This window comes from Nocardia sp. NPDC101769 (genome assembly GCF_044766925.1).
GTDB lineage: Bacteria > Actinomycetota > Actinomycetes > Mycobacteriales > Mycobacteriaceae > Nocardia.
Genome location: NZ_JBIWMX010000015.1, coordinates 68,544 through 86,688, shown reverse-complemented (window position 1 = coordinate 86,688; position 18,145 = coordinate 68,544). Strand labels below are relative to the sequence as shown.

Genomic DNA, 18,145 nt, shown 5'->3' with positions numbered 1-18,145 from the left:
ACATGTCGGCCGACGAGGTGGCCCGGGTATTCGCGATCGAGGACAAGGTCGAGCGCCTGAAGGCCGCCACCGAAGGCGTGGCAGCCGCGCAGCAGCAGATCAATGAGCTGACTCGCATCCGCCGCGCCGTCATCCGCGAACTGCATGCCGAGGGCTGGACGTTCGCGAGAATAGGTGCGGCCGCGGGACTTTCCCGCGCCCGCATCCACCAGGTGAGCACGCAGGGGCCAGTACCGGAAGGTTTGTTCTTCGGGCACGGGCCGCTCACCATCCTCACCCCGGACGTCCGCAGTACGACGCGCGCCATCGCCCTCGTGGGCGCGCCCGATGCCGCGGCGCCGCATCGGCTGGTCGAGCTACTGCGGGAACTCGGCTTCACCGCCAATGTCCAGCGCTTCCTGCCGGGCCGCCCGCTCGACCTCGACCGGGACGGACTGATCGTGCTCGGCGGGCCCGAATTGTCGCCCAGTCTGCGGTATCTGGTGGCCGCGGACCCGCGCCTGCGCCGCACGGTGGCGCGTGCCGGGCGGGTGCGCCGGGGCATCGAGGACCGGGCCGCCCGCCGCGTCTACCGCCCGGGCGGCACCGAACCCTACGACATCGCCTACCTGGCCCGGCTCCCCCGCCCGGACGGCAAGGGCAGCGTGCTGGTCATCGACGGCCTGCACCCGCCCGCCTCGCTGGGCGCGATCCGGTTGCTGGCAACCAGACTCGCGACCCTGCACGAGCGCGCGAGCACCCACCCTTTCTCAGCGGTGGTCGGTGTCCGGTACGACCGCTCCACCGGCGAACCGATCGAGGCCGACCTCCTGACACCGATCTACCGCCACGACCGATAGCCGGATCCGTGGCCGACACGATGGCATCGATGGCAGACACGATGGCGCGCAACAGAATCCGGCGAGGTGGCGCGGGCGATGGCAGTGCGCCGCCGCCCGGCCCCTCGAGGTCAGGCGGCGGCCTCCTCCGGGCGGAGGGTGTTCATCGGGGGACGATCGGCCAGCGAGACTTCGGTGGCGTGGGCGATGAATTCGTCTGCGACCATGGGGAACTGGGTCAGGGCCGCGCCGGAGTCCTGAATTCCGCTGCGGCCCAGGACGGTGCCCAGGATCTGGCGGCTCATGACGCCCAGGTCGGCCAGCGGGCGGTTGCGGTGCTGGCGGACACCGAGATTGACCTGGCTGATGCTGGACAGGCCGAGGAGGTCGTAAGTGTCCAGCAGCAGGCCGATTTCGACGCCGTAACCGGGCGCGAACGGCACCGAGGTGAGCAGTTCGCGGGTGCCGGCGTACTCACCGCCCAAGGGCTGCAGCACATTCGACAGTTCGGGGCGCAGTGCGGCCAGCAGTGGGCGGGCCACCAGTTCGGTGACGCGGCCGCCGCCGTGGTGGTCCACCGACTCTCCGGTGCGCAGCGGGCGGCGGTAGTAGGCCTTGACCAGGTGCATGCCGTCGACGGTGAGCAGCGGGCCCAGCAGCCTGGGGACGAAGGCGGGGTCGGGGTCGATGAGGTCGGAGTCCACGAAGGCGATGATGTCGCCGCTGGTGACGGCCAGCGAGCGCCACAGGCATTCGCCCTTGCCGGGGACGGGGTCGAGTTCGGGGACGGCTTGTTCGCGGGTCACCACGGTGGCTCCGGCGGCCTGTGCACGGGCGGCGGTGGCGTCGGTGGACCCGGAGTCCAGGACGACGAGTTCGTCCACCAACGTGCCGAGCAGGGGCCGGATGCTGGCCACCACGGCGGCGACGGTGGCTTCCTCGTTGAGGGCGGGCAGCACCACCGAGACGGTGCGGTCGCCCTTGGCGGCGGTGAGTTCCGCCACCGTCCAGTCGGGGCGGTCGAAGGTGTTGGTGTTCACCCAGTCTGTTTTCATGCGAGACCTCGCAGGGTACGGGCGGGTGGGCGGTGACCCTGGATGGCGGCGATCATGTCCACCACCCGGCGGGTGTGAGCCACCTCGTGCACTCGAAAGACGCGAGCACCCGCGGCGGCCGACCAAGCAGTCGCTGCCAATGTGCCCTCCAATCGTTCGGACAGCTCGACACCAAGAGTCTCTCCGATGAAATCCTTATTGCTCAGCGCCATCAAGACGGGCCATCCGGTTTTCACAAGAACGTCTATCGCACGCAACAATTCGAGCCCGTGATAGGTGTTTTTGCCGAAATCATGGGTCGGATCGATCAAAATCGAGTCCTTGGCCACCCCTGCCGCCGCAGCATTTTCGGCCGCGGCCACCACCGTCTCGGTGACCTGGCTCACCACATCCGCGTACCGGACCCGGTGCGGACGGGTCCGCGGAATCGCACCCCCGGTGTGAGAGCACACGATTCCTACGCCCAACTCGGCGGCCACGCCGACCAGTTCCGGGTCCGCCCCCGCCCAGGTGTCGTTGATCAGATCCGCACCTTCGGCGATCGCGGCCCGGGCCACGTCGGCACGCCAGGTGTCCACGCTGATGAGCAGATCCGGGTAGCGCTCGCGAATGGCCGCCACGAACGGCACCACCCGGCGGGCCTCCTCGACGTTGTCCACCTCGGCACCCGGACCGGCCTTCACCCCGCCGATATCGACCAGATCCGCACCCTCGGCGACGGCCTTGTCGACGGCCCGCATGGCGGGCTCGTCGCTGAACGTCGCGCCTCGGTCATAGAAGGAGTCCGGCGTCCGGTTCACGATCGCCATCACAAGCGCCCGATCCGTCGCCACCGGCTTCCCGCACAATGTCGGCAACGGCGCACACATGCCCTCGACTGTACCGAGGGCTGTGGCGGCACTGCTGGGCAGCCGACCGGAACCGGGCTCCGACCGGCTGCTGTTCAGTTGCCGGGCGCGCGCCCCGAGGCGACGTCGGCGGCGTATTCGGAGTATGCGGGAACGTAGCCCTCGGTGCGGCCCTCGAGGACGTAGAGGGTGCTCTCGTCGTCGGGGGTGTAGCCCTGCTTGCGCAGTTCCACCTTCCGGTTCTTGAAGGTGGAGGTCTGCTCCAGCTCCGGCACCACCCGGATGAACAGCGGCACGGCGTAGGTCGGCAGGCGGTCGTAGAGCACCTTGGCGGCGACCCTGCCGTCGAAGTGCGCACCCTCGTGCAGCGTCACCGCGGCCATGCCCGCCTTGCCGTCGGTGCCGGCGATGTCGACGCCGAAAACGACCGCCTGCGTGACCGAGTCGATGCCGTCGAAGGCACCCTCGACCTCGGTGGTCGCCACGTTCTCGCCCTTCCAGCGGAAGGTGTCGCCGAGGCGGTCCACGAACGCGATGTGACCCCAGCGCTGGTCGCGCACCAGGTCACCGGTGTCGAACCAGCAGTCGCCCGGCTCGAAACCGTCCCGCACGAGCTTGGATTCGGTGGCGGAGGCGTCGGTGTAGCCGTCGAAGGGCGAGCGCGTGGTGACCTTGGCCAGCAGCAGCCCGACCCCGCCCGGCGGCACCCGGCGCAGGCGGCCGTCCGGGTGCCGCAGCGCCTTGCCGGTGGCGTCGTCGTATTCGACGATGGCGAAGGGCAGCGGGGTGAAACCTGCGGTCCGGGCGACCGAGAAGGCGTTGATGAAGGCGACGTTTCCCTCACTGGCCCCGTAGAACTCGACGATCCGCTCGATGCCGAAGCGCTGCTGGAACTCGTCCCAGAGCTCGGGCCGCAGGCCGTTGCCGACGCAGAGCCGGATGGTGTGCGCGCGGTCGGCGGGCCTGGCCGGCTGGCTCAGCAGGTAGCGGCACAACTCGCCGATGTAGATGAAGGCGGTGGCCTGATTGGCGATGGCCTCGTCCCAGAAGCGGGTGGCCGAGAACTTGCGGCCCAGCGCGAAGGTCGCGCCGCTGGCGATGACCGAGGACAGCGCCACCGTGAGGGCGTTGTTGTGGTAGAGCGGCAGACAGCAGTACAGCGTGTCCCGGCCGTCGAGCCGGACGCCGAGCCCGCCGATGCCGGCCATGGACTTGGTCCAGCGCAGGTGGGTCATGACGCTGGCCTTGGGCAGGCCGGTGGTGCCGGACGTGAAGATCAGGTAGGCGCGTTCCTTGGCCGTGATCTGTTCGGTCACAGCGGGATTCGAGGCGTCGGCGGTGCGCGCCTCGGCGGCCAGCTGCTCGGACCAGAGCAGGACGGGCCGGGCCTCGGTGAGAGTGTCGAGGGCGTCGGCGCACTCCTCGCCGATCACGTCGAGCACCGAATTCAGCAGCCCGAAGCTGTGCTGCAGCACCACGTCCCGCTGGTTGTGGTTGAGCAGGCCCGCGGTGGCGCCGAGTTTCACGGTGGCGAGGACGGTGAACAGCGCCTCGGCGCGATTGACCATCAGGATGCCGACCACGTCACCGCGCTCGACCCCGTGCGCGGCAAGCACCTTCGCGTACCGGTTGACCTCGGCGTTGGCCTCGCCCCAGGTGTACACGCGCCCTTCGAATTTCAGGAAGGGCCGGTCCGGATGCTTGGCCGCGCCGCGCTGGAAGAACAGCCCGATGGATGCCTTGTCGCCGGATTTCACCAGCATGTGCGCGACGTTGCGGAGCATGCCGGGGGCCTGCATCGCCATGCTGGGCAGGCCGCGGGCCAGGTCGAGCAGGCTCACCGTCGATCGGACGTCGGTATTCACTTCGCTGTGCTCCTCGCGCTCACGTATCCCGATGCCCACCCTTGCCGATTCGCCCGACCTTGTCGAGTGAAACCAGATGGTTCTCAACGGCCGGGACGCAGCGCCTCGAAAGCGGAGTCGAAGTCCTTGGTCACCAGCACCCGATCGACCGCTTCGCGGCCCGCGTACCCGCGCAGCCGCAGCTCCTCGACCCACTCGAACAGGCCGCCGTAGTGGTCCTGCGGATCGAGCACCACCACCGGCTTGGCGTGCACGCCCAGGTAGGCCCCGGTCCAGGTCTCGAAGAGTTCCTCGAGCGTGCCGATGCCGCCGGGCAGGGTCAGGAAGGCGTCGGCGCGGTCGTCCATGACCTGTTTGCGCTCGCGCATGGTGTCGGTGACGATCAACTCGTCGGCGTCGGTGTCGGCGACCTCGCGGTGCACCAGCTTCTTGGGGATCACCCCGACGGTCCGGGCCCCGGCGGCCCGCGCCGCCTGCGCGACCGCGCCCATCATGGACACGTTGCCGCCGCCGGACACCAATTGCCAACCGCGACGGCCGATCTCGTCGCCCACCCGGGTGGCCAGGTCGAGCGCCACCGGATCGTCCACGCTGGCAGAGCAGTACACGCAGACCGCGTAGGCGGTGCTCACCACTGATCCTCCGCCCCCGCCTCGTCCAGCTCGCGGCGCGCTTGCGTGGCCTCCACCACGATCCGCACCACCTCGTCCACGCTGTCGGTGACGTGCAGGAGCCCGAGATCGCCCGGGGCGACCTTGGCCGAGCCGAGCAGCGATTCGCGCATCCAATCCATCAGTCCCGCCCAGTATTCGGTGCCGAACAGGATGATCGGGAAGCGGGTGATCTTGCGGGTCTGCACCAGGGTCAGCGCCTCGAACAGTTCGTCGAGAGTGCCGAAACCACCGGGCAGGCAGACGAAGGCCTGGGCGTACTTCACGAACATCGTCTTGCGCGCGAAGAAGTACCGGAAGTTGATGCCGAGGTCGACCCACTCGTTGAGGTGCTGCTCGAAGGGCAGCTCGATGCCGAGGCCGATGGAGTATCCGCCCGCCTCCGACGCGCCCCGGTTGGCCGCCTCCATGGCGCCGGGTCCGCCGCCGGTGATGACCGCGAAACCGGCTCGGGCCAAGGCACTTCCGATGGCCATGCCGGCCTGGTATTCGGCCGACTCGGCGGGGGTGCGGGCGGAGCCGAAGACCGCCACCGCGGCCGGCGCCTCCGCCAAAGCGCCGAAACCCTCGACGAATTCGGCCTGGATGCGCAGTACGCGCCAGGGGTCGGTGTGCACCCAGTCGGTCGGCCCGCGCTCGTCCAGCAGATGCTGATCGGTGGTGCCTATCCCCTTCTTGCGATCCCGCCGCAGCATGATCGGCCCGCGGAATCGTGGCGTCTTAGGCGAACGCACACCCTCGTACTCGGCGTCAGCAGACATGCAGGCAGTATCTAATTTGCCCTCCGCTTCGCTACGGGCGGGGTTCGCGGCGCTGGAAGTCCCGATTCTTCACTCCCTCCGCTCCGCCGCTCCGCTCCCCCGCTCCAGTCCCTCCAGAACCGAGACGCGCCACGAACCTCCGAGGTTTCTACCTGCTGGTTCTGTCAGCCTTTGGCACCGGTGAGATAACTGCGCAGCATCGACACGAGCGGGGTTCGCGGCGCTGGAAGTCCCGATTCTTCACTCCCTCCGCTCCGCCGCTCCGCTCCCCCGCTCCAGTCGCTCCAGAACCGAGACGCGCCGCGAACCTCCGAGGTTTCTACCTGCTGGTTCTGTCAGCCTTTGGCACCGGTGAGGTAACTGCGCAGCATCGCCGTCACCTGCGCGATCTGGTCGACGGGCAGGTGCTCGTCGCGCTTGTGGGCCAGGTTCGGATCGCCCGGGCCGAAATTGACAGCCGGGATGCCGCGGGCGGCGAACCGCGAGACATCGGTCCAGCCGTACTTGGCGCGGACGCCGCCGCTGCCGTGCGCGTGCACGATCTCGATGAGGTCCTTGGCTGCCGGATTGGACAGGCCGGGCAGGGCGCCGGGCGCGCCGTCGGTGCGCTCGAAATCCAGTTCCAGACCGGCGAATACCTCGCGCACGTGCTCGGTGGCCTGGTCCAGGGTGCGGTCGGGGGCGAAGCGGAAGTTCACGTCCACGGTGGCCACGTCCGGCACCACATTGCCGGCCACGCCGCCCTCGACGCGAACCGCGGACAAGCCCTCACGGTAGGTGCAGCCGTCGATCTCGACCTCGCGCGCCCGGTAGCCGGCCAGCCGCTCCAGGATCGGGGCGAGACGGTGAATGGCGTTGTCCCCCAGCCAGGCTCGCGCGGTGTGCGCACGCACGCCGGAGGTGGTCAGGCGCACCCGCAGGGTGCCCTGGCAGCCCGCCTCGATCCAGCCGCCGGAGGGCTCGCCGAGGATGGCCAGATCACCCGCGAGCCACTCGGGCAGTTCGCGTTCGATGCGGCCCAGGCCGTTGAACTCGGCCGCGATCTCCTCACAGTCGTAGAAGATCAGGGTCAGGTCGTGCAGCGGCTCGGCCACGGTGGCGGCCAGGTGCAGGAAGACCGCGTCGCCGGACTTCATATCGACACTGCCGCATCCCCACAGCTGCCGTTCGCCGTCCGCGGTGGTCTCGAAATGGCCGGGGACATTGTCGGCGATGGGCACGGTGTCCAGATGTCCGGCGAGAATGACCCGTGTGGGCAGCCCGCGATTGGTGCGCGCCAGCACAGTATTGCCGTGCCGCAGGATTTCGAATCCGGTGGTCTGTTCGTGCAGCGCCGTTTCGACGATGTCGGCGATGACCTTCTCGTTCTTCGACACGCTCGGAATGTCCACTAGCGCGGCGGTGAGTGAAATGGGGTCGGCACTCAGATCGATGGTCACTCGATCCACCATAAAGGAGGAATAACCTCCGTTCTTCGCACGGCCGCTGCGTTGGCACAAATCGGCACCGCATGCGGTATGAATTCACAGCCCGGTAACGTAGGGGGACGTGAGTACACAGGGAGCATCTGCAGTCGGCCTAGCCACCATCACCGTCAACGGCACAGTCCTGGACACCTGGTACCCGTATCCCAGCCTCGGGACCTTCTCCGCCGACGAGGTCGGCACCGTCCGGCTCGATGCCTCGGATCCCGAATTCGCGAAATTCGCCGCGTCGGTCGGCTCGGACGAGGCACGCCGCGTGGAGATCGTCGCGGTGCGCACCGTCATCGCCGATCTGGCCGCCGCGCCGATCGACACGCACGACGCCTACCTGCGTCTGCACCTGCTCTCGCACCGGCTGGTCCGCCCGCACGGCGCGAACCTGGACGGCATCTTCGGCCTGCTGGCCAATGTCGTGTGGACCAATCACGGCCCCTGCTCCAATGAGGAATTCGAGCTGACCCGGCTGAAGCTGCTCGCCCGCGGCCCGGTCACCGTGTACGGCGTGGACAAGTTCCCGCGCCTGGTCGACTATGTGCTGCCGTCGGGGGTGCGCATCGCCGATGCCGACCGGGTGCGCCTGGGCGCGCACCTGGCCTCGGGCACCACGGTCATGCACGAGGGCTTCGTCAACTTCAATGCCGGCACGCTCGGCAATTCCATGGTGGAGGGCCGGATCTCGGCCGGTGTGGTGGTCGGCGACGGCTCCGACGTCGGCGGCGGCGCGTCCATCATGGGCACCCTGTCCGGCGGCGGCAAGCAGGTCATCTCGCTCGGTGAGCGCTGCCTGCTGGGCGCGAACTCGGGCCTGGGCATCTCGCTCGGCGACGACTGCGTGGTGGAGGCGGGCCTGTACATCACCGCCGGCACCAAGGTCGCGCTGCCGGACGGCACGGTCGTGAAGGCCGGTGAGCTGTCGGGCAAGTCGAACCTGCTGTTCATCCGCAACTCGCTGACCGGCGCGGTCGAGGTCCGGCCGCGCAAGGGCACCGGCATCGAGCTGAACGCGGCGCTGCACGCCAACGACTGAATCAGATACGCGAAAACCCCTGCCGGCTTCCGCCGCAGGGGTTTTCGTCATTTCGCGCTCAGTGGTAGAGGCCGCACCAGGGCGCCGCCGAGCCGTCCATGACGGGGAACGGGATGCCGCCGGTGTTGCACTGGCCCGAGCCGGTCTGGAACGCCTTGATCAGGTTCGACGAGCCGGTGGGCGACAGGTCGAAGGATCCGGTGCCGGTGGGCCCGGTGTTCACCGAGCCGGTGCTGGTGGGGCTGGCGATCTGCTCGGCAGGCTGCTGCACGGGGGTGAGGGGCAGCGCATCGGCGGTGGCCGCCGCGGCGGGAGCGAGCAGGCCGGCGAAGACGGCGGCGGCCGCCACGGTGGTGCGCAGAGAGGTGTGCATCGGGCGAATCTCCTTGAGAACGTGACTATTTCGCTTCACGTAAGCTAGATGTTCGCTCGCGGCCCCGGCGAGACCCCGAAACCTCCGGCACCGGAACTCCGGTGTCAGAGACCGAAGGCGATTACCCGTTCGGGGGTGATGCGGATCAGCTCCGGGGACAGGCCGGGGTACCACGGCTCCACGTCCCGCAACGCCTGTGCGGTGCCACGGATTTCGAGGCACCGCACCGTCCAGGGGTCCACGGACGGGACGTCGTCGACCACGAAGGCGACGCGCTCCTCCTTCAGCAGATTGCGGAACTTCTGGCTCGCGCCAAGATCGCGTCCGCCGATGTCGATGGTGCCCAGGGCCGCGTTGTAGCGGAAGCCCACCGGGTTGTTCTGCGGTGAGCCGTCGGGGCGGATGGTGGCCAGCCGCCCCAGTCGCTGACTGTTCAGGTACTCGATCTGGGCGGGCGACAGAGATGCGGTCATACCGATCACGGTAGGACCTCGAGTGCACTCGAGGTCAAGACAGCAGTTTCTTCTGGACCTTGCCCATGGCATTGCGAGGCAGGCCGTCCACCACGCGCACCTCGCGCGGCCGCTTGTGCGCCGAAAGTTCGCCCGCTACATGGGCGATGAGCTCGTCGGCGATCGCCGCGCCCGCCCCGGCGCGAAGCACGACATAGGCGACGATCCGCTGCCCCAGATCGTCGTCCGGGATGCCGACGACCGCGGTCTCGGCCACCGCCGGATGCCCCAGCAGCGCGGTCTCGATCTCGCCCGCGCCGATGCGGTAGCCGCCGGACTTGATGAGGTCCACCGATTCCCGGCCCACGATGCGGTGGAAGCCCTCGGCGTCGATGACCGCCACATCGCCGGTCCGGAACCAGCCGTCGGCAGTGAAGTTCTCGGCGGTGACCTCGGGCTTGTTCAGATAGCCGTCGAAGAGCATGGGGCCGCGCACCTGGAGTCCGCCGACGCTCTCCCCGTCGTGCGGCACCGGGTCGCCCGCCTCGTCGCGCAGCCGGGTCTCGACGCCCGCGACCGGGGTACCGACCCAGCCCGGACGGCGTTCCCCGTCGGGCCGGGTGGAGAGGGTGATCATGGTTTCGCTCATGCCGTAGCGCTCGATCGGGGCGTGCCCGGTGAGCTCGGCGAGCCGCTCGAACACCGGCACGGGCAGCGGCGCGCTGCCGGAGATCAGGATCCGCGCCTTCGCCAATTCCCGTGCGGCGTCGGGATCTTCGGTGATCCGCGACCACACGGTGGGCACGCCGAAGTACATGGTGCCGTGCGCGTCGGCGTACGCCCTCGGGGTGGGCTTGCCGGTGTGAACGACCGGGCTGCCGACCCGCAGCGGGCCCAGCACGCCGAGAATCAGACCGTGCACGTGGAACAGCGGAAGACCGTGCACCAGAACATCTTTCGATGTCCAGCCCCACGCCTCGATCAGCGCGTCCAGACCCGCCGCGATGGCGTCACGGCTGAGCATCACACCCTTGGGCGCACCGGTGGTGCCGGAGGTGTAGAGGATGAAAGCCGTTGCCTTCCCGCCGGGTTCGGCGTATCGATGCCAGGACCGCGCGTGCTTGCGCACCGGGATAACCGGCAGGTCGGAGCCCTCGGGAGCCTTGCCCAGCCAGGCCTGCGCACCCGAATCCCGCAGGATGTGCGCCAGTTCCGCACTGCCGGAGTCCGGCGGCACCGGCACCACGGTCACCCCGGCGATCAGGCAGCCCACCACGGCGAGCACGGTGGTGACGGTCGGTTCGGCCAGCACGGCCACCCGGCGCGCCTGGGCGACACGTTCGGCGACGGAGGTGGCCGCGCCGAGCAGATCACTGCGCGACAACGTCTCCCCGTCGATGGTGACGGCATCCGGGATATCGGCTCCGGCGGCGATGGCGGCCGGGTTCAGCGAGCTCAGCAACAGCGGCGACACGGGCCCACGCTACCGGAGCCGCTCGGCAACGAATCGCTTGCGAAGCCATCGAGCCGGTTGACAGACGACCGAGTGGGTAAGAAAGTTTCTATATAACCTTCTCAACCGAGGATGTGGTCGACGATGACCAGGCCGCTGCACGACCCATTCGACAATCACGCCGCCGAGGCCGCCGCCCCCGAGATCGATCTCCGGCGATATCTCGACGGCGCGGCCGGATTCTTCGGCGCGGCGGCGAATGTCATCATGCAGCTCTCCAACCGCCCGGTCGGATACGGCGTGGTGGAGAGCCCGGTGGAATCCGGGAACGTCATGGTCCACCCGATCAAGCGGCTGCGCACCACCCTCACCTACCTGGCCGTCGCGCTACTGGGCAACGAGGCGGATCGGGCGGCGTACCGGGAAGCCGTCGACTCCGTGCACAAGTATGTTCGCTCCCGGCCCGGCAGCACGGTGAAGTACAACGCCTTCGACCCCGAACTCCAGCTCTGGGTGGCGGCCTGCCTGTACTGGGGCGCGCGCGACCTCTACGAGCGCATGCACGGCCCGATGGACGACTACGACGCCGACGCCTTCTACCTGCACGCCGCGCGCATGGGCACCACGCTGCAGGTGCGGCCGGAGATGTGGCCCGCGGATCGCGGCGCCTTCGACCGGTATTGGGCCGAGAACCTCGCCGCGACACGCATCGACCCCAAGATCAAGGCGTACTTCGAGGACCTCATCGACCTGAAGATGCTGCCGCGCCCGTTCCAGCTGGCCTTCGGCGGCACACACCGGTTCTTCGTGACCGGGCTGCTGCCGCAACATCTTCGGGACGAGATGGGCATGACCTGGACCCCGCGCCAGGACCGGGCGCTGGCCCGGATCCTGCGGGTGGCCGGCGCGGCCGAGTCGGTGGTCCCCGCCCCGATCCGCGCCTTCCCGCTCAACGCGTATCTGCTGGATATGCGCCTGCGCCGCAGGCTGGGCCTGCGGCTGGTGTGAATCCCGGTGCGGGTCAGAGGATCCGGAATCCGGGGATGATGTGGTCGCGAGCGAACTGCCGCAGCGCGACGGGATCGTCGAGCGGGATGACCGTCTGCGGCGTCAGTGCGAGCGACAGCGCCGCGCGGGCGATCATCTCGGCCAGCGGCAGCGGATCATATTGCGGCAGTTTGTCTTCCGCCTGCAGGCGGGCGATGAACTCGGCGAGGTAATCGCGGCCGAGCTCGATGACCGGCGCGCCCTGCACGGTCAGATAGGGCAGCACGACCTCGGGTTCGGTCTTGAGCAGGCGGCCCAGCAGCTGATTGCCGCGCAGGCCCTCGATGAACGCGATGAACAGGACGGTGATCTGCTCCTCGGCGCTGGCGTCGCGTTCGATCGGAACCCGCACCGCGGCGTCGACGTCCTCGACGAGCTGGCGGGCCTGCCGCAGGCCGACGGCCTGGATGAGGTCGTTCTTGCCCGCGAAGCGACGGTAGAGGGTGGCCAGTGAGAGCCCGCCGCGACGGGCGACCTCCACCATGCTGGTGCGTTTGATGCCGAAGTCCAGGAAGGCCATGAGCGCGGCGTCGAGGACCTTGGCCTGGTTGTGATCCTCGGGGCCGGACCCGCGGACGAGCGGTAGCAGTTCGGCCAGTTTGGCCATGGTCCGGACCCTTTCCGGTCGCAAAGAAACGGTGAGGCACTAATCTTCGCACATTGACATGGCCACCCCCACGATGAGAAGGTGAGTGGACAAATTTCTCACACTCTCCTCAGGGCGAGGAGTGACGACGAGGAGCCGAGTCAACGATGACCGCCCCCCTGCGCAAGTTCGACGAGTTCCCGCCGGCCCACGAGCCGATGACCCCGGAATCCGTGCGAGAGCACATCGACGGCGTCACGGCCTTCCTCGGCGGCGCGGCCAATGTCGTCATGCAGCTGTCGCTGAAACCGGTCGCGTACGGCGTCATGGAGAGCGACGTCGACAGTGGCAAGGTGACACTGCACCCGATCAAGCGGCTGCGCACCACCCTCACCTACCTGTCGGTCGCGCTGCTCGGGAACGAGGACGACCGCCGCGACTACCGCGAGGCCGTGAACCGCTCGCACCGCAGCGTCCATTCCAAGCCCGGTAGCGCGGTCAAGTACAACGCCTTCGACCCCAAGCTCCAGCTGTGGGTGGCGGCCTGCCTCTACTGGGGTGTCGACGACCTCTACCACCGCATGCGCGGCCCCATGAATCCCGAACTGGCGGAAGCCTTCTACCAGTACTGCGCGCGGCTGGGCACCACCCTGCAGATGCGTCCCGAGATGTGGCCCGCCAGCCGCGACGAGTTCTACGTGTACTGGGAGGAGAACCTCGCGACCAAGTCGATCGACGGCCCCACCCGCAAGTACTTCAACGACCTCACCGATCTGAAGATGCTCCCCTGGCCCCTGCAGATCACCCTGGGCGGCCTGCACCGCTTCATCGTCACCGCCCTGCTCCCCCCGCACCTGCGCGAGGAGATGGCCATGACCTGGGCCGCCCGCGACGAACGCATCTTCGCCGGCTTCCTCCGCTTGATCTCCGCGATCTGGACCCGCATGCCCACCCCGATCCGCCTGTTCCCCTACAACTTCTACCTCGCCGACATGCGCCTCCGCCGCCGCCTCGGCCGCCCGCTGGTCTGAACCAACTCTCGGAACAACCCGCGACCGCGATTCTCAGGCGCGGTCGGTCAGGGCCCGGAAGAAGAAGGCGAGGTTTGCGGGGCGTTCGGCGAGGCGGCGCATGAGATAGCCGTACCACTGGGTGCCGTAGGGGACGTAGACGCGCAAGGAGTGGCCGTCCGCGGCGAGGCGGCGCTGTTCGGCGTCTCGGATGCCGTAGAGCATCTGGAACTCGAAATCGCCTGGGTTGCGGTGGTTTTCGGTGGCGAAGGTGAGGGCGGCGTCGATCATGGCCGGGTCGTGGGAGGCGATCATGGGGTACCACGCGCCGCGAAAGAGGACGTCGAGGCAGCGCAGGTAGGAGGCGTCTACCTCGGCGCGGCGCTGGTAGGCGACGGTCACCGGTTCCTGGTACGCGCCCTTGCAGAGGCGGACCCGGGTGCCGTCGGCGGCCAGGTCGCGGGCGCGGTCCTCGGCCTGACGCAGGTAGGTCTGCAAAGCGACGGCGAGCCAGGGGAATTCGGCGCGGGCCTGGCGGACCGCCTCCAGGGTGCGGGCGGTGGTGGTGTGATCCTCGGCGTCGACGGTCACCCAGACGTGGCGCTCGACGGCCTTGGCGCACAGCTTGTGCAGGTTCTCCGCGGCGATGGCCGGACCGTCCTGACCCAGCGATTGGCCGAGCGCCGACAGTTTGACCGAGACCTCGACCCGGGGGATGTAGGTGTGCGCGCCGGGCACTGTCTGGTCGGCCTCGGCCAGGTCGTCGATGAGCGAAAGATATTCCGCCACCGCGGCATCGGCCTGCGCATGGTCGGTGGTGTACTCGCCGAGGAAGTCGACGCTCACCGCGCGGCCGCTCGCCAGCAGCTCACGCGCCACCGGCACCAGCTCGGCCCGGGTTTCCCCGGCCACGAACCGCCGGACCACCGCGGCGGTGACCGGCACCCGGGTGATGGCGTCCTTCATCCGCGACGATCCGGCCGCGGCCAGAATCGCGGGCCGCAGTGGGTTCATCGCGTCTCCATGTGGGGGTAGCGGTAGTCGGTCGGTGGAACGAAGGTCTCCTTGAGCGTGCGGGGCGCGACCCAGCGCAGCAGGTTGAGGTAGGAGCCCGCCTTGTCGTCGGTGCCGGAGGCACGGGCCCCGCCGAAGGGCTGCTGCCCCACCACCGCGCCGGTGGGCTTGTCATTGATGTAGAAGTTTCCCGCGGCGAATCGCAGTGCGTCCGAGGCGGATTCGACGGCCTGGCGGTCGCGGGCGAAGATCGCGCCGGTGAGGGCGTAGGGCGAGGTCCCGTCCACCACTTCGAGAATCTCGGCGAACGAGTCGGGGGCGCTGTCGTCGTAGACGTACACCGACAGAATCGGCCCGAAGTACTCGGTGGCGAAGGCATCGTCGCCCGGGTCATCGCCGAGCAGCACGGTCGGCCGGACGAACCAGCCCTCGCTGTCGTCGTAGCCACCGCCCGCGGGGACCATGAGCCCCCGGTCCTTCGCCTTCTCGATGGCGGCCACGCACTTGTCGTAGGCACGGTTGTCGATCACGGCCCCACCGAAATTCGACAGATCGGAGACATCGCCGTAGGTCAGCGACTCCACCTCGGACAGGAAATCCTGCCCCATCCGCTGCCACACCGACCTGGCGACGTAGGCGCGCGAGACGGCCGAGCACTTCTGCCCCTGATACTCGTAGGCGCCGCGAATCATGGCCGTGCGCAGCGCATCCGGGTCGGCGGACGGGTGGGCGAGGATGAAGTCCTTCCCGCCGGTCTCCCCCACCAGCCGCGGATACCCGTGGTAGCGGCCGATATTCGAGCCGACGCTCTGCCAGAGGTACTGGAAGGTGCGGGTGGAACCGGTGAAGTGGATGCCCGCCAGCCGCGGGTCGGCCAGCGCCACCTCCGAGAGCTGAACCCCGTCACCGGTCACCATATTGATGACGCCGGGCGGCAGCCCGGCCTCCTCCAGCAGCTTCATGGTGTAGTAGGCCGAAAGTGTCTGTGTCGGTGAAGGTTTCCAGACGACGGTATTGCCCATGAGCGCGGGCGCGGTGGGCAGGTTCCCGGCGATGGCGGTGAAGTTGAACGGCGTGATGGCGTAGACGAAGCCCTCCAGGGGCCGGTAGTCCATCCGATTCCACACGCCCGCCGCCGATTCCGGCTGGGCCGCGAGAATCTGCCGGGCGAAGGCGACATTGAAGCGCCAGAAGTCCACCAGCTCGCAGGGCGCGTCGATTTCGGCCTGCTGCACCGTTTTCGACTGGCCGAGCATGGTGGCGGCGGCCATGGTCTCGCGCCAGGGCCCGGCCAGCAGGTCGGCGGCCCGCAGCAGAATGGCGGCCCGTTCCTCGAAGGGCACGGCCTGCCAGCCGGGCGCGGCGGCCGTCGCCGCCGCGATGGCCGTGCGTGCTTCGTCGTGGGTGGTGTGGGTGTAGGTCCCGAGTGCGTGGCGGCGCCGGTGCGGCATCACGATGGTGTGCCGCTCGCCGCCGCCGGGCTGATGCTTGCCGCCGATGACGAGCGGCACATTCACGGGGTCGGCGGCGAGAGCGGCGAGCCTGCCGGCCAGCAGCTCGCGTTCGCGGCTGCCGGGGGCGTAGGTGTGCACCGGTTCATTGCCGGGAGCAGGGACAACCGTGACAGCGTCCATATCCAAGGCTAACGCGATCGCCGCTGCCCGACCGGAACGAACACACCCCGGCCGGCCCCGCCGACGGAATTTCTCCGTCAGCGGGGCCGCTTCCTCAGTGGAAGTCCTGCGAAATGATCGTCTCGATATTGCGTTCCGCCAGCGCGGTGATCGTGACGAAGGGGTTGACGGTGGTGAGGCCCGGAATCAGGGAGCCGTCGATGACGTACAGCCCCGGATACTGGGTGAGCCTCCCGTAGTTGTCGGTGGACACGTTCAGCACGCAGCCGCCGAGCGGGTGGTAGGCGAAATCGTCGCCCCAGGTCTTGTATTCACCGAACAGGTCGGTCCGGTAGATGGTGGCTTCCGTACTGTTGATCTTGTCGAAGATGCGCTTGGCGCAATCGATACTGGGCTGGTTCCAGGCGGTCTGCCAGTTCAGGTCCACGCCACCGGTTCCCGAGTTGTAGGAGAAGGTGCCGCGGTTCGGGTTCTTGGTGATGGCCAGGTACAGGCTGGCGAAGGTCTCGATGCCGGCCGGGAACGGCGACACCTCCGCGAAGGCCGGTCCGCCGCTGTCGGCCCAGTTGTCGATGCCGACGCAGGGGATGCAGGACTGGAGGCTGCCGGTGGCGTCCCAGGCCTGGTTCTGCCGGGCCACCATGACATTGCCGTTGTTGCCCCAGCCGGCGCCGATCGAGTCCGGCAGATTACCCAGCTTGCCGGTGGCCTTCTGGGTAACCAGCAGCTTGCTGGTGCCGACACTGCCCGCCGCGAAGAAGACCTTCTGCGCCGTAACGGTTTTCGCCTTCACGGTATTGCCGCTGGTGTCGATCTGGTTCATCGACACCGAGTAGCCGCCGCCATTGGCCGGCGCCACCGTGGTGACCACGTGCTGCGGCACGATGGTCACCTTGCCGGTGCCCGACGCCGCCGCCAGATAGGTCTTGTCCAGCGAGTTCTTGCCGTAGTTGTTGCCGTAGATGACCTCGGCGTTGAGCGCCGACCGCGGGGCGGTGCTGGCCTGCTCCTGCTTCATGTAGTTGAAGTCGTAGACGTTGGGCACGAAGGTATACGCGAACCCGGACCGCTGCGCCTGCTTGATGCCGACCCGCGCGAACTGATAGCAGTCCGCGCCCTGGAACCAGGTCTGGTCGATGTTGTTCACCTTCAGCCCGGCATTGGCGCGCGGGTAGTAGGTGCTGTACATCGAGCCGGCGTCCACCGACGGCAGGATGCTGGCGAAGTTCTCCTGCTTGGGCGTCACCGCCATACCGCCGTTGACCAGCGAGCCGCCGCCCACGCCGCGGCCCTGGTAGATCCGGATGCCGCTGAACTGCTCGGAATCCAGCACGCCGGTGTAGCTGGAGATGGACTTGTTGTAGGGCGCGCCCATGAAGTGGTTGATCGGCTGGTCGGTCTCGGTACGCAGCCAGAAGGACCGGCCGTCCGGATTCAGCATGTTGCAGAAGACCTTGCCGTCGGACCCGGGCTGGGTCCAGGACATGCCCTTCTCGACCATGATCACGTTCTGCCCGGCCTGCGCGAGCCGCAACGCGGCGACCGCACCGCCGTAGCCGGTGCCGATGACCAGAATCGGCATCGTGTCACCGTCATTGATCGATCCCGTGGGTAGAGCTCGAGCCAGAGGCGCCTTCGGTAGTAGCGCAGCCGCCCCCAGAATGACACCTGTTGCAGCTAGGAACCCGCGTCGGCTGACATTGCTGCCATAGACACTCTTGCCGGGGGTTTCATAAGACAGACCACGCACTGAAAGACTCCTCATCGAGTTGCGATGAGAACCTGTTATAGAGGTTGTGAAGTGAACGTGTATCACTTTTTGAGAAAATGCGTGGTCAGCAGAGAGTGCTGCGAGGGGTGGCGAGAGCGCCGGGAAGGAACTTCGAGAGTCGAAGAAAAAATATGCGACCCTGACGGGACTCGAACCCGCGACCTCCGCCGTGACAGGGCGGCGCGCTAACCAACTGCGCCACAGGGCCTTGCAATCGCTCGGCCACCGGGCCTTGCAACGTCGTAGACGCTATCACGGGCCCGGTGGTAACGGGAA

17 protein-coding genes and 1 tRNA gene are annotated in these 18,145 nt (G+C 68.1%); 4 read left to right on the top strand and 14 right to left on the bottom strand.

Translation table 11 applies throughout. From position 1 onward, the window contains the following. The first annotated feature begins 2 nt into the window (after positions 1-2). On the top strand, positions 3-839 hold the full coding sequence (locus tag ACIRRA_RS23420) for a hypothetical protein (RefSeq protein ID WP_354833617.1): 837 nt from the start codon (positions 3-5) through the stop codon (positions 837-839). A 110-nt stretch (positions 840-949) separates the two neighbouring features. On the opposite strand, the gene ACIRRA_RS23415 is transcribed toward ACIRRA_RS23420, so the two are convergent. The 6 genes from ACIRRA_RS23415 to dapE all read right to left on the bottom strand — a co-directional run bounded on the left by ACIRRA_RS23415 (position 950) and on the right by dapE (position 7,457). Beyond that, complete coding sequence (locus tag ACIRRA_RS23415) at positions 950-1,873, bottom strand: glucosyl-3-phosphoglycerate synthase (RefSeq protein WP_402771645.1); 924 nt, start codon at positions 1,871-1,873, stop codon at positions 950-952. Then, entirely contained in the window at positions 1,870-2,742 is an 873-nt protein-coding gene (folP, locus tag ACIRRA_RS23410) for a dihydropteroate synthase (RefSeq protein ID WP_402771642.1), read from the bottom strand. Before folP ends, ACIRRA_RS23415 begins: the two co-directional genes overlap by 4 nt. A 74-nt stretch (positions 2,743-2,816) precedes the next feature. Beyond that, positions 2,817-4,586, bottom strand: coding sequence for a long-chain-acyl-CoA synthetase (locus tag ACIRRA_RS23405; protein ID WP_402771640.1), 1,770 nt, complete (start codon positions 4,584-4,586; stop codon positions 2,817-2,819). An 83-nt stretch (positions 4,587-4,669) separates the two neighbouring features. Beyond that, on the bottom strand, positions 4,670-5,221 hold the full coding sequence (locus ACIRRA_RS23400; protein ID WP_402771637.1) for a TIGR00730 family Rossman fold protein: 552 nt from the start codon (positions 5,219-5,221) through the stop codon (positions 4,670-4,672). After that, positions 5,215-6,018, bottom strand: coding sequence for a TIGR00730 family Rossman fold protein (locus tag ACIRRA_RS23395; protein ID WP_402771635.1), 804 nt, complete (start codon positions 6,016-6,018; stop codon positions 5,215-5,217). The genes ACIRRA_RS23400 and ACIRRA_RS23395 overlap by 7 nt, the downstream gene beginning before the upstream one ends. 335 nt (positions 6,019-6,353) lie before the next feature. Beyond that, entirely contained in the window at positions 6,354-7,457 is a 1,104-nt protein-coding gene (gene dapE / locus ACIRRA_RS23390; RefSeq protein ID WP_402771632.1) for a succinyl-diaminopimelate desuccinylase, read from the bottom strand. Positions 7,458-7,566: 109 nt separating this feature from the next. Between dapE and dapD the strand changes: the two genes are divergently transcribed. Then, positions 7,567-8,529 carry a 2,3,4,5-tetrahydropyridine-2,6-dicarboxylate N-succinyltransferase gene (gene dapD, locus ACIRRA_RS23385; protein ID WP_402771630.1) on the top strand — a complete coding sequence of 321 codons (963 nt, stop codon included), beginning with the start codon at positions 7,567-7,569 and terminating at the stop codon, positions 8,527-8,529. Positions 8,530-8,587: 58 nt separating this feature from the next. Here dapD and ACIRRA_RS23380 read toward each other — a convergent pair whose 3' ends face one another. From ACIRRA_RS23380 to ACIRRA_RS23370, 3 genes are all read right to left on the bottom strand, one after another. Beyond that, positions 8,588-8,902 (bottom strand): hypothetical protein, encoded by a 315-nt coding sequence (locus ACIRRA_RS23380; RefSeq protein ID WP_402771628.1) that lies wholly within the window; start codon positions 8,900-8,902, stop codon positions 8,588-8,590. A gap of 104 nt (positions 8,903-9,006) precedes the next feature. Continuing rightward, positions 9,007-9,375 carry a PPOX class F420-dependent oxidoreductase gene (locus tag ACIRRA_RS23375; protein WP_379379889.1) on the bottom strand — a complete coding sequence of 123 codons (369 nt, stop codon included), beginning with the start codon at positions 9,373-9,375 and terminating at the stop codon, positions 9,007-9,009. A gap of 34 nt (positions 9,376-9,409) precedes the next feature. Then, positions 9,410-10,819 carry an acyl-CoA synthetase gene (locus ACIRRA_RS23370; protein ID WP_402771963.1) on the bottom strand — a complete coding sequence of 470 codons (1,410 nt, stop codon included), beginning with the start codon at positions 10,817-10,819 and terminating at the stop codon, positions 9,410-9,412. 132 nt (positions 10,820-10,951) lie between these two features. On the opposite strand from ACIRRA_RS23370, the gene ACIRRA_RS23365 reads away from it, so the two are divergent. Next, entirely contained in the window at positions 10,952-11,815 is an 864-nt protein-coding gene (locus ACIRRA_RS23365) for an oxygenase MpaB family protein (RefSeq protein WP_356995852.1), read from the top strand. A gap of 13 nt (positions 11,816-11,828) precedes the next feature. On the opposite strand, the gene ACIRRA_RS23360 is transcribed toward ACIRRA_RS23365, so the two are convergent. Further along, a complete protein-coding gene (locus ACIRRA_RS23360; protein ID WP_402771624.1) occupies positions 11,829-12,461 on the bottom strand; it encodes a TetR/AcrR family transcriptional regulator in 633 nt (210 codons plus the stop codon). Positions 12,462-12,607: 146 nt separating this feature from the next. Here ACIRRA_RS23360 and ACIRRA_RS23355 point away from each other — a divergent pair, with 146 nt between their 5' ends. After that, a complete protein-coding gene (locus ACIRRA_RS23355; RefSeq protein ID WP_402771621.1) occupies positions 12,608-13,471 on the top strand; it encodes an oxygenase MpaB family protein in 864 nt (287 codons plus the stop codon). A 33-nt stretch (positions 13,472-13,504) separates the two neighbouring features. On the opposite strand, the gene ACIRRA_RS23350 is transcribed toward ACIRRA_RS23355, so the two are convergent. The 4 genes from ACIRRA_RS23350 to ACIRRA_RS23335 form a co-directional block, all read right to left on the bottom strand. Then, positions 13,505-14,464, bottom strand: a complete 960-nt coding sequence (locus ACIRRA_RS23350; protein WP_402771618.1) for a proline dehydrogenase family protein — start codon at positions 14,462-14,464, stop codon at positions 13,505-13,507. Next, a complete protein-coding gene (gene pruA / locus ACIRRA_RS23345; RefSeq protein ID WP_402771616.1) occupies positions 14,461-16,098 on the bottom strand; it encodes an L-glutamate gamma-semialdehyde dehydrogenase in 1,638 nt (545 codons plus the stop codon). The genes ACIRRA_RS23350 and pruA overlap by 4 nt, the downstream gene beginning before the upstream one ends. Positions 16,099-16,192: 94 nt before the next feature. Next, positions 16,193-17,680 (bottom strand): GMC oxidoreductase, encoded by a 1,488-nt coding sequence (locus ACIRRA_RS23340; protein ID WP_402771613.1) that lies wholly within the window; start codon positions 17,678-17,680, stop codon positions 16,193-16,195. A 323-nt stretch (positions 17,681-18,003) separates the two neighbouring features. Then, a tRNA-Asp gene (locus tag ACIRRA_RS23335) sits at positions 18,004-18,077 on the bottom strand. Between the last annotated feature and the right edge of the window lie 68 nt (positions 18,078-18,145).

What these genes read in the sequence shown, in the direction of transcription:
- ACIRRA_RS23420 (WP_354833617.1), top strand. Translation starts at nt 3, where the DNA reads ATGTCGGCCGACGAGGTGGCCCGGGTATTCGCGATCGAGGACAAGGTC.
- ACIRRA_RS23415 (WP_402771645.1), bottom strand. Translation starts at nt 1,873, where the DNA reads ATGAAAACAGACTGGGTGAACACCAACACCTTCGACCGCCCCGACTGG.
- folP (WP_402771642.1), bottom strand. Translation starts at nt 2,742, where the DNA reads ATGTGTGCGCCGTTGCCGACATTGTGCGGGAAGCCGGTGGCGACGGAT.
- ACIRRA_RS23395 (WP_402771635.1), bottom strand. Translation starts at nt 6,018, where the DNA reads ATGTCTGCTGACGCCGAGTACGAGGGTGTGCGTTCGCCTAAGACGCCA.
- ACIRRA_RS23380 (WP_402771628.1), bottom strand. Translation starts at nt 8,902, where the DNA reads ATGCACACCTCTCTGCGCACCACCGTGGCGGCCGCCGCCGTCTTCGCC.
- ACIRRA_RS23375 (WP_379379889.1), bottom strand. Translation starts at nt 9,375, where the DNA reads ATGACCGCATCTCTGTCGCCCGCCCAGATCGAGTACCTGAACAGTCAG.
- ACIRRA_RS23365 (WP_356995852.1), top strand. Translation starts at nt 10,952, where the DNA reads ATGACCAGGCCGCTGCACGACCCATTCGACAATCACGCCGCCGAGGCC.
- ACIRRA_RS23360 (WP_402771624.1), bottom strand. Translation starts at nt 12,461, where the DNA reads ATGGCCAAACTGGCCGAACTGCTACCGCTCGTCCGCGGGTCCGGCCCC.
- ACIRRA_RS23355 (WP_402771621.1), top strand. Translation starts at nt 12,608, where the DNA reads ATGACCGCCCCCCTGCGCAAGTTCGACGAGTTCCCGCCGGCCCACGAG.
- ACIRRA_RS23350 (WP_402771618.1), bottom strand. Translation starts at nt 14,464, where the DNA reads ATGAACCCACTGCGGCCCGCGATTCTGGCCGCGGCCGGATCGTCGCGG.
- pruA (WP_402771616.1), bottom strand. Translation starts at nt 16,098, where the DNA reads ATGGACGCTGTCACGGTTGTCCCTGCTCCCGGCAATGAACCGGTGCAC.
- ACIRRA_RS23340 (WP_402771613.1), bottom strand. Translation starts at nt 17,680, where the DNA reads ATGCCGATTCTGGTCATCGGCACCGGCTACGGCGGTGCGGTCGCCGCG.